The organism is Faecalibacterium sp. 3 (assembly GCF_048323735.1).
In the GTDB taxonomy this organism is placed as follows: Bacteria; Bacillota; Clostridia; order Oscillospirales; family Ruminococcaceae; genus Faecalibacterium; species Faecalibacterium wellingii.
In genome coordinates, this window is record NZ_JBLWFN010000001.1 from 2,769,189 (window position 1) to 2,787,536 (window position 18,348).

General features: G+C 47.2%; 12 protein-coding genes and 1 pseudogene. All 13 read right to left on the reverse strand.

Annotation, left to right across the window (positions count from 1 at the left end):
• Window positions 1-98 precede the first annotated feature (98 nt).
• A complete protein-coding gene (gene sfsA, locus ACNSPV_RS13100; protein ID WP_348583039.1) occupies window positions 99-764 on the reverse strand; it encodes a DNA/RNA nuclease SfsA in 666 nt (221 codons plus the stop codon).
• Window positions 765-848: 84 nt separating this feature from the next.
• Window positions 849-1,250, reverse strand: coding sequence for a hypothetical protein (locus tag ACNSPV_RS13105; protein WP_348583038.1), 402 nt, complete (start codon window positions 1,248-1,250; stop codon window positions 849-851).
• Window positions 1,251-1,416: 166 nt separating this feature from the next.
• Window positions 1,417-1,860, reverse strand: a complete 444-nt coding sequence (locus ACNSPV_RS13110; RefSeq protein WP_348583037.1) for a hypothetical protein — start codon at window positions 1,858-1,860, stop codon at window positions 1,417-1,419.
• 18 nt (window positions 1,861-1,878) lie between these two features.
• Window positions 1,879-2,398, reverse strand: a pseudogene (locus tag ACNSPV_RS13115) (O-acetyl-ADP-ribose deacetylase).
• Between the two features lie 10 nt (window positions 2,399-2,408).
• Window positions 2,409-2,936, reverse strand: coding sequence for an isochorismatase family protein (locus ACNSPV_RS13120; protein ID WP_348583035.1), 528 nt, complete (start codon window positions 2,934-2,936; stop codon window positions 2,409-2,411).
• 114 nt (window positions 2,937-3,050) lie between these two features.
• Complete coding sequence (locus ACNSPV_RS13125) at window positions 3,051-3,233, reverse strand: HFLK protein (RefSeq protein ID WP_348583034.1); 183 nt, start codon at window positions 3,231-3,233, stop codon at window positions 3,051-3,053.
• 88 nt (window positions 3,234-3,321) lie between these two features.
• Window positions 3,322-5,319 (reverse strand): phospholipase D family protein, encoded by a 1,998-nt coding sequence (locus ACNSPV_RS13130; protein WP_348583033.1) that lies wholly within the window; start codon window positions 5,317-5,319, stop codon window positions 3,322-3,324.
• A 103-nt stretch (window positions 5,320-5,422) separates the two neighbouring features.
• Window positions 5,423-7,204 carry a helicase-related protein gene (locus tag ACNSPV_RS13135; protein ID WP_348583031.1) on the reverse strand — a complete coding sequence of 594 codons (1,782 nt, stop codon included), beginning with the start codon at window positions 7,202-7,204 and terminating at the stop codon, window positions 5,423-5,425.
• Window positions 7,205-7,245: 41 nt separating this feature from the next.
• The gene (locus tag ACNSPV_RS13140; protein ID WP_348583030.1) at window positions 7,246-9,024 is read right to left on the reverse strand and encodes a GmrSD restriction endonuclease domain-containing protein; all 1,779 of its coding nucleotides are present in this window, start codon (window positions 9,022-9,024) and stop codon (window positions 7,246-7,248) included.
• Window positions 9,025-9,039: 15 nt separating this feature from the next.
• Entirely contained in the window at window positions 9,040-11,157 is a 2,118-nt protein-coding gene (brxL, locus tag ACNSPV_RS13145) for a protease Lon-related BREX system protein BrxL (protein ID WP_348583029.1), read from the reverse strand.
• A 20-nt stretch (window positions 11,158-11,177) separates the two neighbouring features.
• Window positions 11,178-13,775, reverse strand: a complete 2,598-nt coding sequence (pglZ, locus tag ACNSPV_RS13150; RefSeq protein ID WP_348583028.1) for a BREX-1 system phosphatase PglZ type A — start codon at window positions 13,773-13,775, stop codon at window positions 11,178-11,180.
• A 20-nt stretch (window positions 13,776-13,795) separates the two neighbouring features.
• Window positions 13,796-14,818, reverse strand: a complete 1,023-nt coding sequence (locus tag ACNSPV_RS13155; RefSeq protein ID WP_348583026.1) for a DUF2971 domain-containing protein — start codon at window positions 14,816-14,818, stop codon at window positions 13,796-13,798.
• The gene (pglX, locus tag ACNSPV_RS13160; protein ID WP_348585178.1) at window positions 14,815-18,348 is read right to left on the reverse strand and encodes a BREX-1 system adenine-specific DNA-methyltransferase PglX; all 3,534 of its coding nucleotides are present in this window, start codon (window positions 18,346-18,348) and stop codon (window positions 14,815-14,817) included. Before pglX ends, ACNSPV_RS13155 begins: the two co-directional genes overlap by 4 nt.

Genomic DNA, 18,348 nt, shown 5'->3' on the forward strand with positions numbered 1-18,348 from the left:
CATTGGAATGTTATCGGTGTGTTTCTTGTATCTATATGATAACATTTCCTATTTATGATTTCTGTAACTGAATCACGCAAAGCGTTTTTCTGCCGTCTTCACCCTTCCCTCTGCTCCACGATTTCCAGACTATCCCGCCCTACATGGCAGAGCAAAAACAGCACTTGCACACCTGCACCCTTTGCTTCGGCCAGTGCCGTGCCAAACTCCGGCTGTGTGCTGACATTTGGCCGCACCTCGGTGATGCCTTCCATCTGAATCACAAAGGCCACAGCGCACTGATATCCTGTCCGCTGTGCCTGCGCCAGTTCGTGCAGGTGCTTCACACCGCGCTCGGTGGGTGCATCCGGGAAATAGCCGATACCGTCCACTTCCAGTGTGCAGCCCTTGACCTCCATCAGATACTTTTGCTCACCCTTTTCCATATAAAAATCAATGCGGGACTTGCCATAGGTGAATTCCGGTCTGATATAGTCGTAGCCCTGTTTTGCAAGCCACTCCCCTACCACCTTATTGGGTGCCTGACTGTCCATATTGACCCAGCCAAGACCTTGCTTGTGTACCGCCACAAGGTCGTATTTCGTTTTGCGTTTCGGGTTATCCGACACTTCCAGCCGAACCGCCGTGCTAGGCAGCAATAGCTCTTTGCACCGCCCGGTGTTCTTGACATGGACGGTTTCCACTGCTCCATTCACTTCCACATGGGCAATAAAGCGGTTGGGACGGTCAACAAAAATGCCGTCTGCGATTTCTCTGTATTTCAATCTTTACTCCATTTTCAGTACAGGATTCGGGAGCTATGCCCATCCTGTTTACCAAGATACAGTTCCACGATCATCCTGCCGCTTTCACTGTTGCAGAGTTCTTCCTTGCAGTAGCCGCAGAGCTTTCCCTTCCGCTTCCGATACATAGCGGTGCAGCGGTTCCTGCAGTTCCTTCGGGATGCTGCTCCATGAAATGACATAGCTCATGCCAGTATCCCCCACATCCACGATGCAGGCCCGCTCACTGTCCTCATCGGACAAAATCAGGTTCACCAAAAACACGTCTGCGAACGGTGCGCCCTGATACTCTGCCTTTTGCCGCCTGCGCTCCGTCCGAAGCTCATCCAGTGCCCGATTCAGGACGTTCTCCGGCAATGCCGCCCTGTAGAGCAGAAGGTGCAATTTCTGTTCCACTGCCTCGCTGTCATTCTGACCGTTGGCCGGAAGTTCCACATCTGCATGAATCGTGCAAATCTGTTTTTGCATTGCAGCACGCAGGTTTTCCAGTTTCTGCTGCCGCTCCGCTTCCAATTGCTGTGCAGACTTTTGATGCACTTCTTTGGTATCCGGCTGCGGTGCAACACATTCATGTTTGGCATCCGACGTTTGTATTGACCGTTCGCTGTGCTTTCCTGCGTCGGCCTCCGAAACGCTATGCCCTGCCATAGTCGGCACCGACACATTTCGGACGCTGCTTTGTGCTGCCGATGCTTTCTTCTCCGCAGAAGAAGGGCCGTTTTTTTGGTTTCACCGACCGCGTTGCACCTGTGCCCGTGTTTTTCGCTTCCGGCTTTGACTTTTTCTCCGCAGGAGCAGTATTTTTAACTCTTTCCGGCCGGGCTTGTTTCTGAGTCTGCCAGAAATCGCTGCCGGTGCGCTGATAATAGGACGTCTCCGCTCGTTTCCGGCTGCTGCGCACACCTTCACAGATCCACGAAAAAATCAGATAGCGTTCCAGCGTATTCCAAAAGCTGCTGCGTCGATGACAGGGCTTATGCCGCCCGCGGGACGCATATAAAATCATCGATAAGCATCCGTAGAACAGAAAGCCTGCCGCAAACCCGATCCCTGTAAACAGCTTTTTGAAAAAGCCCATCTCTCACACCTCTTCCGGTTACAGCCTTGCCTGATACACCCGCTCCGTCCGGGCATCGAAGCAGCAGAAAATCACCTGCATTGCGTAATACGCATGTGCTTCCAGCCACTGCGCCACTGTTTTGACCGCAATCTCCGTGGCATCTTCCAGCGGGTAGCCATACACACCGGTCGAAATTGCCGGGAACGCAATGCTGTGGACGTCATGCTCTTTGGCAAGGTCCAGCGAATTGCGGTAGCAGTCCGCCAGCTGCGCAGCATCCTCTGCCACGCCGGAGTAAATCGGCCCCACTGTATGAATGATGTACTTTGCTTTCAGCCGGTAGCCCTTGGTGATTTTTGCTTCGCCGGTGCGGCAGCCGTGCAGCGTGCGGCACTCCGCCAACAGTTCCGGCCCTGCTGCCCGGTGGATGGCACCATCCACACCGCCCGCCACCCAACAGACTGCGATTGGCCGCATTCACGATGCAGTCGCAGTCCAGCTTAGTGATGTCGCCCTGCACCACTTGAATCTGATTTTTTACTTTTTCAGAAATCATTGTAAACACCTCACTTTTTGAGCAGCTCCAGCGCCTTGTCCATGGGCACACAATCGGCATAGCGATCCGGCCAGAGGAACTCATTATAATAGCGGTAGCTCTGCTCCCCCGTCATGTACTCGTTGTCCTGCGTGGAATTTGCATAGGCAGGAACGATCATGTGCAGGCCATGCTCAAAGCCCGCCTCCACCGTTGCATTGATGCAGAAGTCGGTCATGATGCCGCAGACCATCACGTCTTTTTCGTCCTTTTCCGTCAGATATTCCAGCAGGCCGCTCTCTTTTTTGAACGCACTGCATACAGTCTTGACGAACCGTTTTTCAGTCAGCAGTGGCGCAAACCCGGAATAGACCTCGAATTCATCGTCCCCGATGGAGAAACCGGTGCCGGGCCCATCGTCATGCTGGACATAGACGACCTCGATTCCCTGTTCGCGGGCAGTCCGGATCAGCTTCTTGATGTTGCTGACAAACGTTTCAAACGCGTACAGGCGTTCATCCACGATACCTTTTTGTGTATCCTCAATCAGTAAAACCATGTGTAAGCCCTCCTGTTTTTCTTTGATTTCATGCTATCATAGACCGCCGTTTTCTACAAGCAGATTCGAAAAATCCCCACAGGGAAAACCTGTGTTTCACCTGCAGGGATTGATTCAGCCATCCAAGACGATCAGGATCAGCACCACGACCACTGCAATAGCGATCAGGCAGCCGCACCCGCTGCCGTCCCTGCCGCCACCGCCGGACGAACCGCCGAAGTTGCGGTTGAACGCCGTCATGTACTGGGCATAGCCCGTATCACCTTTGCCGAAGTAACCATAATCACCGTTTGACATTGTTTTGTCTTCCTCAGAAATATATTTTTTCCCTTCTGAGGTTCATTTTATCGAAAGTGTGTCCAACAAGCATCTCTTTCAAAGCATTTTATGCAAAAATCTTTGAAAGCCATGGAAATAACGGTTTCTTAAAAGTGATACCAAAGAACTTCTGCGCCTCCTCCAGATTCATCATCAGGCAGTCTCTGGATTTACGTACTTCCAATGTCTCTGGCAATTCTTTCAAAATTCTGTCGGCCTCATATGTCGCACCCGCATTATAGCAGAGTTCATTTGTTCGGGGATAAATTTCAAATGAATCCTTGCTGGTTTTCCATGCATTTTGAATTGTTTTTATTGCGTAGCTTCCCGTTACTTTCTCGCTGAAATAATCCTCAAGACTCAAAACTCGAATATATTCTGGCAGCGTTTCCGGCCCATACTCTTTGAAAATATTCATAAGGACCTGTGACGATGCTTTCAGAATATCAGGCGCTTCATCCTGTTCATCATCTTTCATCAATTCCAGCAATTCCGGAACAATTTCAAGCATCTGTCGCAGATATTCCCGATAAAGTGCCGTCCCAACCTCCCGCTGAACCGTACGCACAATATTGCTGCTCATCACTTCTGTGTTGGTCAGTCCTGCCTGAACACGACAGATCACTGTCCGGCGAATCACTTCCGGTGCAACAGCTTTGACATCTTCATTTGCACTGATCACAACAGCCGGATAGTTTACCAAATGCTCTGCAATCCCAAAATCATCATTCTTGATTGTTTCGATCGCATGTTGACTGAATCTTGTATTTGTCAGATCGTCCACAATAATCGGTGCTCCGTGCACCGTTTGTTTAAGGCTATCAATGCTTGATCGCGTAAAATCAGGTGCAGAAATCTTTGTCTTTTGGCCGATCATCATTTTTAGAAGCGTTTCCAGAAAACTTGTTTTTCCTGCTTTGCTTTGTCCATAAACAAGCCCGAACACCGGATAAGGTAATGTGTTCTGATTATATCGAACTGCCATATCCCTCATACAGGCCATAAATGGAGAGCAGAAGAACCAGTTTGCAAATTCATAGTATCGGAACTGCATTCCAACATGATCTCCATGGAATTTTTCATATCCATCCATATAACGCAGGAACAATTCCACATCTTTCTCAACTTCGGCCTTCGGAGGGTTCAAATCGAGTTTTTGTTCATTTAACGTCACGTACTTTTCATCCGGCTCAACATCAAGCTGCGGGTACTCACTGCGTTGTTCTTTTTCCAATGTTTTTGCCTCAACCACATGCTTTCGGATGATTTTGATTTTATCTGGCGACAGCAGAATTTTTCCTTTTTTATCCGGTTTCGGGACGCATGGTTTGAATTTTGCTGCAAGTCCCTTTACATCAAGCGCAAAGCGCACTTCCTCCTTCTGATTTTCTGAGACAGGCTGAATCACAACAGCCTTTTTTACTCGAACCGTCTTTGCAATCGGAAGTTCTTCCAGATTTTCACCGTCATCGGCACACAAAAGCGAATCTTTTCCAATTTCGTCCGTGCTTTTTTCTTTTAACGTCTGGTAACACTCCATATACCAGTCAAATGCTTCATCTCCATCCATATAGCAGATATTCTCGCGCTGCCTTCCTTCAAATGCGGCTGCTGACATATTTGCCGAACCCATTATCACGCGTTTTCTACCATCCTTGGCTGAAAGCAAATAGATCTTTTCATGAGAAAGAATATCCCTTGCAACGAAAAGATGCAACGTTCCATTTTCCACACGCTCGGCAAGCTTTTTATACGCTTTATTTCTCATTCGTTCAATCAGCTTGCACTGGTACGCCATCACGCTTTGCATGGAGTAATCCATAACATCTTCGCAACCGAAAATAATCTCTGCCTGTTCAAACCGATCCAAAAGTTCACACACAAAACCAATACCGGAAGAATAGGTGATTGCGCAAAGATTATCATATCCGAAAAAAAGCTCCTGCCATGTCAGAGACTCGCATGACTCATAATTCAGTTTAACAACATCCAAGTGCTTTGAGTCTTTTACACCGTTCAAGTTTTCCATAGTTTGCTGCTCATCGAAAAAGGACAAATTCTCCATTCAGATTCATTCCTTTCATTGGTTTTTTCAGCACAATTCAGTTTGAATGCTGCTCTTATTCACATTTTACACCTATATGTGTACTATAATCTTCCCTTTTTAGTCACTTTTGGAATCGTGCATAATATTTTTCAAGGCTCTTGTCGCAGACATCCACAATATGCAGCCAATCTTCCCGTGTAAGCTTGCGGAAGATGATCGGGTTCACCTCGATAGTCTCCACGTCCTTGCAGCGCATCAGGAATCGCATATCCTCAAAGCGCTTGAAGGGGTTGGAGAGGATGTTCTTCTCCACATCCTTCCGGGTATAACCGCCCTTCTGATAAATGCTGGTGGATTTCTCTGCGATCATCCCGTGCGCCTTGCGGTCCTCGTAGAAGTCGATGAAGTAGTCCACCACGTCCGGCAGAGCGACTCTGCCGCTGGTGTCCATATACTCATAGATTGCTTTGAGCAGCACCGGCTTGTAGGAGTAGCTCATGTCCATCGTTTCGATGAACTTCATGAACTTGTCCGCCATATTCTGCGGCGTAATGAGATCCCAGCCATACTGTTTCGCAATGTTGCGGATGCTTTCCTCCCGGAAATAGTGGAACATCCGCTTATCACCAAAGGGAATCGAAAGGTCAGGCTTGACTTTTCCGTCCTTGATGTAACGCTCCACTGTCTCGGACTGCACATCCACCATCCGAACGAACTCGATCTGCGAGATCATATCCTTGACGCTGTTCTGCCAGTTGAAAAGGTCAATGATCTCATAGTCGGACACATCGATTGGCACATCCAGCCACGCTTCCGGCTTTTCTCCCTTGAACAGCATGTCCTGATCCAGCTTCCGCTTGTTCTCCGGTGCCAGCACATACGCCATGGGCTGATATTTTGCAATGTCCAGCACCCGGTGCAGGCTATAGGGCATATTGAACATATTAGCATTGTCCACAAAGTCAACCACCAGCAGATCCTCTTTGCCCGGGCAGCGGCGTGTACCACGACCAAGCTGCTGCAAATAAATCGTTTTGGACATGGTCGGGCGCGCCATAAACAGCACCGTGGTATGCGGGCTGTCCCAGCCTTCGTTCAGAAGGTCGCAGGCGCAGAGAACATTGGTCGATCCGGTTTCATAGTCCTTCAGAATCTTTTCCCAAACCTCCACACGATCCCGCCCGGAAACTGCTTCCGCCTTCACACCGTTGTCCCGCAGCAACTTTGCAATTTCGGCTGCATGGTCTACGCTGGCACAGAAAATTACTGTCTTTTTGCCGTTGACGTACTTTAAACAGGTGTCAACGATCAACTGATTGCGTTCCGGGATGAACAGCTTGCTTTCCAGATCCTGCGAATTGTATTTGATGCCGTTGATCCGCACATCGGTCAGGTCATGGTGCAGCAGCGCAATGGTCTTGCCGTCCTCTCGCATCTTCTGCAGGTTCTCGGTGGCTTCCTGCTGGTAATCCCGAAGTTCGATGGTCTGTTCCATCTGCACCGGCAGGTCTGCTTCAAATGCCTTGAACATGGGGCTGGTGCCCAGAAATGTAATCAGCTCGTCTTTGACCTTTTCCGGTTGCTTTTCCAACTGGCTGTAGATCCAACGGTAGACCTTCCAGTTGTCATAGATCAGGCTGTTCTGTTTCAGGAGGTCATCAGCATACTTATTTTCGGACACCTTGCTGGGGTTATGGTAGGTTTCTCCGTCTATTTCGATTGCTATCTTAGATTCAGGAGATTCCAGCGCAAAATCGATATAGCGGTGCCGACCGTAAATATCCACGCAGAGGTATTGAACCTGCAGATTTTCAGTCTTTTCTGGGCCGAACGCCTCACAGAACAGCTGAACAAACAGTTCTTCCGCACGGCTGTTGACACTGGTTGCTTTTGATAGCTCCATGATGGCCCTCCTAAAATTCAGATACGCCCTGTTTTAGTGAATTATAATAGTGCTCCACCAAAATCCTGAATTACAAGATCACTGTCTCGGCCAGAAACAGTCTTTCCTGTAGCTTTCTCAATTTCATTCAAAATGGCAGTCGAACGTTTGATAAAGAAATCATCAAATCGATCTGCGCGGATATCTCCTGTATCGATTAGATGCGTCCTAAGATAGCCATCCAATACACTCGGTGAAACCTGACCTTTCTTTTCAATTTTAGTCAAGTACTGGCTTGGCGCCACTCCACCAATTTCACGGTTAGTAGAATACGTGATAGGTGTCTTGTTCACGACAGAATTCCATTTTGCGCGCGGCAGCCCTTTTTTCTCGCAATAATCTCGCGGGAAGATATGGTGAATGTCTATACTCTCCGCTTTATAAACCGTAAAGTCCATTTCACGACCACTGATAAAATCTTTGCATTGATTTTTCAAGATCCGTGCCATAATGCCTTTATAGGCTGCGCTCAATCTTGACTGCAAAGATAACAGACGCACTGGATTAAAATAAAACTCCTGCACCGTTTTAGGCGTTTTGCTGGCGTCTTCTAGCCACGCCATCACTCCCACTACATCATATACGTAGCGCGTTTCATTTGCACTTCCATACATTTCACCAAAAACGCCGCACCAGTACCATTGCTTTATTTTGTCTTTTACGCTTGTTGTTTTAATGCGATTATGCTCTGCCAGCAGTGTACAAAGAACTGCAAGCGGAATCAATTGCGTTGTATACGGTAAGTCCTTGCTGGAAAAGATCCGTTCTTCCTGCAAAATTTTTTCTGCTTCTACAAATCCATCTGTCAAATCATCTGCATACCGCTGATACTCTGCCAGCGTCAGATTCAAGACATCTTTCTTCTTACAACTTACGGTTCCTCCTTTTTTATACGAAGACAGTAATGTGCAAGCTGTAAGGAAGTCCGTTGCAGAGGTCACCGAAAGAATCTCATCATTAAAATATTTATTCTTTCTCTCTTCCCAGTCCTTACGCAGTTCGAAATTATCCATTGCAAAAATCGCAGTGACTAATTCAAAAACTGTAAGTGATACTCCACCAGTATTTACATTCTCAAAGACCTGGCAAACTGCCTCCTTGGGTGTATCTTTATCCAATGTAATCACTGGAATTGTATACTGTCCCAAAGGAACAATTACTTTAGACAGAAAATCCATATACAACTTTGCCGCATTCGGATCATACTGATGATATTGCATATAATCCATCTGCCACTTGCTGTATTTACTGGGATCTAAAATAATGTTCAGAGGAAACATGTTCTGTGCATACTCCTGCGAAACAGAAGAAAGATCCAACTCAATTTTTCTGCCAAAATCTGAAGTTATTTTTCGATCTTTCGGAACAGAGACAACAGAATCTACTCGATCAATCGTACTGTTAACCGCTTTGACCATATCAATATAATAAAATCGCTCTATTTCCTGTCCTTTGTCTGTCTTTGTCCTAACAGCCTTCTCACTAAAAAGCGAAGAGTAAACGGATGTCAATCGTTGCTGTCCATCAAGAATCAGCTCATCTGGTGTTACTTTGTCTGCAGAAGGTGCCCCTTCAACGACTCGTGATTTGAAATGAATACTCTCATTACCGTATTCCAGAAACATTGCCGCGCCAACAGGATAGCCATTTGTGATACTTGCAATCAGTGCTTTTATTCTACTGTCGTCCCATACCCATCCCCTTTGAAAGTCAGGAAGTTGCGTTTTTCCAGTATGGATCGTAGACATCAGGTCTGTGATTTTTCTATCATTCGTTTTCATAGAGCACGCCTTTCTTCACTCCACACCAAGTGCTTTAAACACCGCATCCTCTGCGCTGCTGTAGAAGATCAAATTAAAACTTCCCACTAATTCGGGAGGTACAGTTCCAAGATCTGCAGCGCTTGTAATCGGCAGCAGAACTTTCTTCGCTCCACTATCAAGGCAAACCTGCAAGCTGTTCGCAAGCTCATCTACCTTTAGAATTGTACCACTGATACTAATTTCACCTAGAACAGCAAGGGTACTGACTGTTGGCCGTCCAAGCGCAATACTGCACAGCGCAATCAGCGTAGGCAATGCTAATTTTCCTGTCATGCCAATACCTTGCAGATTCTGATAATTGATGATGTAGTCTTTAGATGCAGTGCTGATGCCTCCGCTGATGCGTTTTCCATTTGCTTTTAGGAAATTGAACGCCGTATTCGTTGACTCTTTGCAGTCACGGTCACTGCCAAGACCTGTGCGCTCAAACTTTCCGCTACCAGGCAACATCTGACTTTCCAAACGGAATACACCAATCATGCCACTTTTTCCGCGAGATACTGTGTAGACCTGTCCTGGATTGCACATACCATCTGGAATCAACTTGCCACCGCCCTGTTCAGGAACCGACACATAATGCTCCGACATGTCTTCCAAGTCGATATAGGAGAAGTTCACATCGTAGAATTCCATCCCGCCCAGCTTTTTCAACTGTTCTTTTACGCGGCGACGCATCTCCAATGAAATCTGCAGAACTTCTTCCAGTTCAGATTTATCAAACACTCCATCTGGGTACATCAGTTTTAGATAACCATCCACCATACGCCGTACAGCAATGGTATCACGCTGATTCAAATTTTTGCCCAATCGGAAATAATGATCCAGCGCATCACCATACTGTTCTTTCCGCAGTTCCCGGATAAACTCAGCCAGATAATCGCTGATGAAACCATAGTCATTCGTAAAATGTTCGGGTCGAAATTTCGGGATCTCCCAGCCGGGCAAATAGCAATGGATACGATCCAGAAATGCAGTGTCCGTTCCCATTTCGGGAGGGAACGGATCAAACAGGCTAGAAGTTTTTAATAGAATATCTACACTCTGGTTGATATTGCCCACAAAGACCATTGAAGCTGAAGCGACCTTTTCTTCTTTACCACGGGCAAAAGACCCAGATGCCATATAATCCTTCATGATCTGGATGCCGTCTTTATCCTTGAACTTGATTCCGGCAACCTCATCAAAAGCCACACAGTCCCAAAGACCAACCAAGCCAACCGATTTGCGCCCCATATTGTAGAACAGGTTTGCAACGGTCGTCTGTCCACCAGAAATCAAAATGCTGTTGGGCGAGATTTCTTTATAAAGATGCGATTTTCCCGTACTGCGGGGACCAAGTTCACAGAGGTTGAAATTGTTCTCCACCAGTGGAATCATTCGTGTGAGCAGGAGCCATTTTTCTCTTTCCGTGAATTCGTCCGGTTCCATGCCGATAGAACGCAGAAGGATATCCAGCCACTCATCCTTTGTAAAAGCTTTACGGCCACGCTTTAATTCGTCGATATCGATATGCGGCATCTGGATCGGTGTTAGTTTACGGATGCTGATTGGAGTAAGATCCTTCTGCTTTTTCTGGCTGGACTGCAACGGTTCACCGCCCAGATCAACAAGGCCAAAATTATTGTCACCCTCTACTTCATAATCCAGCTGTACAATGCACCAGATGCCTCCGCAGAGCAGCCGATCATATTTTTCCGGATATTCATCCGAAATGGGCACCTTGTCCAATCCCAAATTAGAGAAACTGGCAAAGAAGCAGTTCTTCTTAATGTCAAGATTGACCGTGATCATATCAATAACAGTATGGCTTCCCTTTTTTCGCAGCTGTGACAGAATTTTCTGTGCCTCATCCGGACGAACAAAATTGTCCGCCAGAATCCGTTTTACATTTTGTACGCCTTTTTCAATAATAGCTTCATCATCCGAACTACAGTACTGGCCTAATAAAAACTCTAGCACATAAACCGGGACATTCGCACCTTCTTTGATCTTTTTAGTCAAATCCTTGCGAACGATCTTTCCATCAAAATTCTGCCGTAATTTTTCCTTGATTTCGTCTCGACAGCAGCTATTTTCCGCATTCGGCTCCATTTATAGTCCTCCTGCTCCCATCAGTTAAAAAAATCGAATTCATCAATCGCAAATGCAATATCGATCTGGAACTGTTCCCGCTGCTGCATCTGCTGACCCTGCTCATTCGCAATCACCAGATAATAGGTTGCTGTATTGCTGAACTTCATCGATTTGAGGTTGAAGTTGCAATGGAACGTACGATCTGCGCCGTTCTCACTGGTTTTGTCCGCAATGATCTTCTGGGTATCGCTGACAGGCTTTCCGTATTCATCCGTAAACCACACCAGATAAGTAGCAGCCTCACGGTTTGCACTTACCGCATCTTTCTGGTAGAAATCCAGTGAAAAGATCATATTGCTGATCTTCCGACTGGAAGAAAGCAAACTCACTGTTACGGGGAGCGTATCATACTTCTGCTTATTGCGTCGATATTCCATAGAGCCGTTGCGCAGATAATGATATTCGATCACCGGAACCGTCATTTCCTGCAGGCTGATACCGCCATGCACAAAATTCAGCCCGCCACCATTCATCTTGATGCGAATACCTTCCCGTGGAGCAAATCCAGTGTATTCCGTTTTTCCGTCCAGGAATTTTACAGGAAGCAAATACTGCGGATCCGCCTCCTTCTGCATGATTGCATAGCGTCTGCCATATTCCACTTCCATATCATGGAAGCTGGTTTTATCCACTTTGTCATCCTCGGTCAGCGGACTGTAAGTGTACAGGAAGCCATGATCTGCTGTAATCAGAATGTTCGCCCCGCCGAAGTCATTGACGATAATGCGCACCATATTCTTCAGTTCACTGATAGCCCTATCGCATGCCGGGAACACAGAGGTGTCCGAAGTATGGCTTGCTTCGTCAATGGTATCATGGTAGATATAGACTACATCCATCCCCTTGACCAGTGCCGCACGCTCTGCACGTTTCATCCCGATGATGTTCTTATACTGCAACGCCACGCTGGCCGGATTTACACCTTTCAGGACCTTATCCCGGTTCGTGCTTGCGGTAGACTGCCCATCGGCCAGAACATTCAGTACCTCATTTTTCAGTTCAGCCGTCAACGCCTTATGTGGGAGCAGTGCCGCCATGCCAAATTTCGTGATAGACGGGAAGATGCTCTGCATACTGCCAAGTTTCACATTGCTCTGCGTTTCTCTGCGCAGTTCATCTGCCAGTGATGCCGCCACCTCGTAACGCATAGCATCCGAGATGATCACGAACACGCGGCTGTCTGCCGGACGGATATGCTCATTGTAGAAATCCGACTGCTGCGGAATTTCCAATACGCGGCCATGCTCTGCCATCTCATCAGCACATACATCCGACCAGTTTTTGCCGAGGCCTCCCAGAAACCAGTAGGAGTACAGCCCCTCTACCTTATCTACAACATGCTTGAACAGGTCATCCAGTTTGATATTGGAGGTTTCCAGACTTCTCTGGAAACTCAGATGGAACAGGCGATAATAGGTGTCCATCCTATAATAGTCCTCCGCATATTCTTTCCAGACCTGCTTTGCGTCCGGGGTATGGAACCCTGCGGAGTGCTCTTTGAAGAACTCCTGCATGTTGGCCACTTGCAACAGACCCTCGTAGAAATTGCGGAAGTACTCGTACCAGACACAGATGCGGCGTTTTTCCACCGTCTTTGTGATCACATCCACATCAATGATATGGTCACTGATCTCCGTCATCAGCTTACTCAGGATGATCTCGTTGATGCACGGGAAACACTCCGTTGTCGCCAGATCATCAACCGTCAGTTTTTCCAGCCTCTGCGGCAGATGTGCTTCATCTTCCACATAGCGGGCCACGTCATAAAGCTGCTGCAGATCACCACTGTGCAGCCACTCCGACACCAGCTCGTAGCAGTACGCCTGATGCGGAATGGAAAGGAACTTCTCAAGCCCTGCCAGAAATTCCGGGCGCAGTGTGCGCGTAGAAGCTGTCAACAGAAGATGAATTGCCAGCTGCCCAAGATCCGGCTCTTCCTCTGCATAGCCACAGCCCTGTCGAACCATTGCCCAGAAAGCTTCTTCCGCACTATAATCCACAAAACTCTGATAGATTGGATTCTGCGCTTTATCCAACCCACCACGAAGCACGTTCAGCAAGATTTCATTGGGCTGTGCTTTTTTCATACCGCAGAGCGCCGCCATCACGGCCATGTGCAGCTGTGCTGGAGTGGCAGGTATCTTATCCTGTGCCATGATTTTGGCACGACGAGCCTGTGCACCAAAAAACTTCCGGTAGTGCTTCACCAACTTGCGCATAGAGGGATTGTCCAAGATATCCAGTTCCTGCATCCAGTTGGAAACAGCATCCGTCCGGTAGCTTTCGCTGTATAGTTCAATATCCAACAGCCAGTCATCCTCCTGCCGCTCGTAGGAAATGGGGCAGTAGACGACATAGTTGCTCGCCAGGTCATCCACCGACAGCATTTTTTTGACCGCAAAGGTATTGCTGCCAGTCAGTGCAACCAGCTTAGCATTTTCAAGCCGGATCTCATCCAGCTTGTCCGCATACTCCTTTTCTTCATCGTGCCAGAAGATGATCCGGCGCTCATAAAATTCCGGCAGCGGTACCGCAAACCGGCGGTTGAGGTCTAGTACGATTTTATCTGTTTCCATTGTTATAATCCTGTAATTTGTTAATAGCGAACTGGGATTTTCGACTTGTTAATTTGAAAGTTTTCAACTCGATATGGAAGAGATTTCACAAATTGTATAACACCGTTTTTCTTTAGTTCAAAGTTCAAACATGGGGCAATTCCAATGGATGCTACATTCCAAAAAGTTGCTTTCAAGTCTAAGTCGTCAGTTCCCCAAATTGGAACTTTTATATATGGTGTCAATACGCCATCTACTGCCCGAAAATTATACATTTGCACATTTGATCCATTTTCCGTTGTATAGGAAAGAATCTTTATATTTTCTGTAGGGACAACTGCGACATATCGATATTCTTCTTCGGTTGAAAAACTTTCGTGTTTAAAGAACAGTGAATTTAACGAAACCCATGTTTCAAATTCGCCTCGAATCTTTTCATCCAACTTGTCAGAGTATTCATATTGTATCCACGACTCATAAATGTGATTAACGGCTTCTTTAATTTGATAATATTTTTCATCATCTTCGTAAATCACAGAGCCATACTCTATCGCAATTCCCTGTTCTCTATTTATCCAAGTGTCTTGAAGCGCCAGAGTATCAAGTCCAATATTATAGCCATTATAGCTTCCGTTTTTAGCATAGTATTTCCACATACTGAGACTATCAGAATCTTTCGATGCCGACAAGACAAAATACCGACAGGCCTTTCCTTTATAGGCTTTGTCAATTGTGCCAAATCGGTAGTCCTCATATGCATTCACTCGAATATCAGAAAGGACTCTAATGAATCTTTCTTCGTAATCTTTTTTGCATCGTGCCCAGAAACGATTCAAGTCTTCGTTTATATTTTTCCGTTCACTTGCGTCATTTAGAAACTCCGCATCCGTAAAAAAGATTTCACGATTTTTCAGGATTCCCATAAGCCCTTCTGGTGAAGTGTAATGATACGCAGCACATGTATCGCCAATAAAAGCACGCTTATAAGAAATTCTATTTGACAAAACGGTTTTTGTAACATGTTTGGTATGTAGGGAAAGGCTTATTTCTTCTGTTTTTCTCATTTTATTTTCGCCAGCACGTCCTTAAAGATCTCATAGTTATGCTTCACACCATCGTCCAGATCAAGCTTAATCATCTGATCGGCCAGCGCGTGAACTTTTTCCTCATACTGATGCAGCTCAGTGTCCTGCGCCTGCACTTTGTTCAGCTGCTTGGTCAGCTTGACACGCTCGCTGGTGCTGGTGGCAGCGGCCACCTGTTTTTCCAAACCTTCGATGGCAGTACGGTAGCGCGCCTGCTGCTCGTGGACATAATCGGTGCGGATGCGCGCAATGGTATCCGGCTGGTAGCGGTGCAGGTAGATCAGGCACTTGAAGCCATTTTTCTTACCGCTGTCAAACAGCCAGTAGATGGGGCGCTTCTGATAAATTTTGCAGTGGTCGGTATAGAAATCGTTCAGGAAGTAGTTGCGGATGACCTCTTTCGGCTGGCCTTTGCCGCCAAGCGCCTTAGCGATGAACAGGAGATTATCCTCCAGCGAGCTGTCACCGTATACCACCCGCACAAACTCCACAAAGTGGCCCATCATGTCATCTTCAAAGTATTCGTCGTCACAGATGGGAATAATACCGTCTGCATCCGGCTTATAGATATTGTATTTGCCATCATCCCATGTACCGCCTGCGTAGGCAAGGCCATCATAGGTGGGAGAGTAGCGGCCAAACATACAGCCCACAGCGTAGGAGATAAAGGAGCGCACATCCCGGCCAAGGTCCGCTTTGCGCACGGTCACATCCTTATCTTCTACTTCCGGGGTCAGTTCATCCTGCAAGCCGTAAATATCAATAAAAATGCGGTTCAGTTCTTCCTCGTTGGCTTTCAGTCGGTTAAAGCGATCATCGCATTCCGCCTGCCACTGGTTAAAGGCTTCGGAAATAGTGGAAACATTACGGAGCAATGGGTGTTTCTTAAAGTCCCAAGAGGTTTCAAAGGAGTTCCAGTCACTTGCCACATTTTTAATGTTTCTATCTACCAATATTTCTATATTATCGTCATGGATATCTGCACTCATAGGAATATTCATAATGTCTCCAACTTGTATATTTACAGTCGGATTAAACATGTCGATAATTCTCTGTGCAACTTTAGAATTCAAAATTGCCAAAACGATGGGTTGCTCTTTCAATGAAGGCATTATTCCGCATGATGCGGATTCCATAATGAATCCCTCTGGCATATATCTTGCTGAAAATCGCCCTGTTGTGATTTTGGACCAAGTAATTCCTTCATGGAAATACAAATCTGTATTAAACAATCTTCTTGACCAAGACTTGGTGTTGGGATCTTTGGGATTATGTGTTACCCAATATTTAATTTCTTCTCCATCATTATTCCAATTCATCACATAGTCAAAATTCCCATACCATCTCTGAAAACCGCCACCTTTCAATGTAGGAATCCACTTGTAACCTTTTCCATCATAGTTTTTTGATATATGAAAACCAATCGTCCTAGAATCAACTTCTTGCCATATTCTCAAGAAACGCGAATTATCTCCCGTACTTGAGCCTGCAAGTGTCCTATATAAATCTCCAAGTTTTGGCATTCTTTCAAAGTCAGAAATAAGTTGTTGACTTCCCCAATAAATCACTCCATTTCCAGGAATCTTTCCAAAATCTTCCTGATTTACAGTGTAGCGATTTTCCCCTGCAAGGAACATATCTTCCTTTCCCTGCTGAGAGGTCGGCTCAATCAGACGGCAGTAGATACCCTTATACCCCTCTACATAGTTTGCGCAGCGTACAAAGGCGGTGGTCTGCACCACCTCGCCGCCGATTTCTTCAAATGCTCGTGCGCCCAGATGTGCCATGCTGACGGTTTCAGTCAGCATCATCTTCTCCCGCAGTTTTGCAAAGCTGGACAGGAACATCCATGCGTGTTGGGTGATCATTGCCTGATAACCGTTCTGTTTTGCCATACGGGAGCATACTTCAATAAACACGGCAAACAGATCGCTCTTGCTGTCCGGGTAGTATTTTTTCACATACTCAGATAAATCCGAGTTCATATTAGATGCACCCATATACGGCGGATTGGTAACGACCACATCGTATTTTTGTGCCAGCGTCTGCGCTACCCGCACCAATGGGAGTAATTTTTTGCGAATACTCTCTCGATGGAACGAGGACTCGTCTGCCACCTCGTCAAACCGGGCATAGAGGGCATCCCAGTCCTGCGGGGGGATGGTAAGGATGGAGCCGTACTCCTTGGCATCGTAAAGCTGGGTGAGGATAGTGTGCATAGCATCTTTCAGTTCCGGCTTGCTGTTGCAGAAATACTCCACATCTGGCTTTTCGATGCGGTTGCTCTCCTCAATGGCATACACATGAGGCTGGGTGGTGTGGCTGAAAAAGCGGCGGTCGTACCGGCGGGCCTTCATCATCACCGCAAAATAGGCCAGCTGGGCGGCGCGGTCGTCAATATCCAGACCATAGAGGTTGTTCTGCAAAATGCTGGTCACGGCATCGCGGGGCGTGTAGCCGTAGTTCTCGTAGATCTGCATCAGTACATCGAATAGGTAAGCAAGGATATGACCGCTGCCGCAGCAGGGGTCGATGACCTTGATCTGTTCCGGGGTCAGGTCGGCATACTGTTTGCTGATCTCGGACAGTTGGGCCTGTACCTGCGGCTCCTGCTGGGCTTCCTCCAGATAATAGTGCCACTTGGTGTCCTCCGGGTCACGGTTTCCGGCAGTATAAGCAGCCTGTTCCTCCGGTGTGGGCAGCAGCTGTGTTTTGGTGTCCGGGTGACCCTCCACCCACAGGCGTCCAAGGCTGTTTTCCACCATGTACCGCACGATCCAGTCCGGGGTAAAAAGCTGGGTCGCCGCCGGGATGTTGTCCTTGCTGATCTTGACGTTTTTCTTGAGGGCAGCAAACACCTCGTCCTTTTTCTCGCTGTTGTAGTACTGATACAGCCAGCCAATAATCTGGACGGCATCCTGCCAGTTGTCCTCCGGGACCTGGGAGATCATCTGCTCAATGACGCTGCCCTCCCGGAGCAGGTTGTCCGGCAGAAGCAGTTCCGTGTAGTCCGCAATGGTCTGGAACATTCCGGGCAGAATGCTGTTCAGCGCGTTGCATTGCACGATGAGCAGGTATTTGTACAGTTCTTCGGTCTGCTCGGTCTCTTTCAGGGCGTAGACTTTGTCCTTATCCAGCTTATCCAATTCCAGATGCAGGGCTTCGGCCAGAATCTGGGGCTTGAACGCATTGTTTTCATCCGTAAACACGCGCACATGGCTGGGCAAATAGCCGTTGACCTCCATGAACCGCAGTGCCGAGAAGCGGTTGAACCATGTATACGCCACCTCTTCCATAACCTGCTGGTAGCCTTTTTCGTTGATCTGTGCAATCAGTGCCCTGCGCTGCTGCATCTCTTCTGCAGACAACACTTTGCCGTTGATGCTATCAGCACCGGCGTCCACCATTTCCATTTCCGTAATGCCGTACTGTTGGGCTTTCTGCGCCACGCGGGAGAGCAGTTCTTTCCGTGCCCAGACCGCATATTTCTTGATGGCGTTTTTATCCAT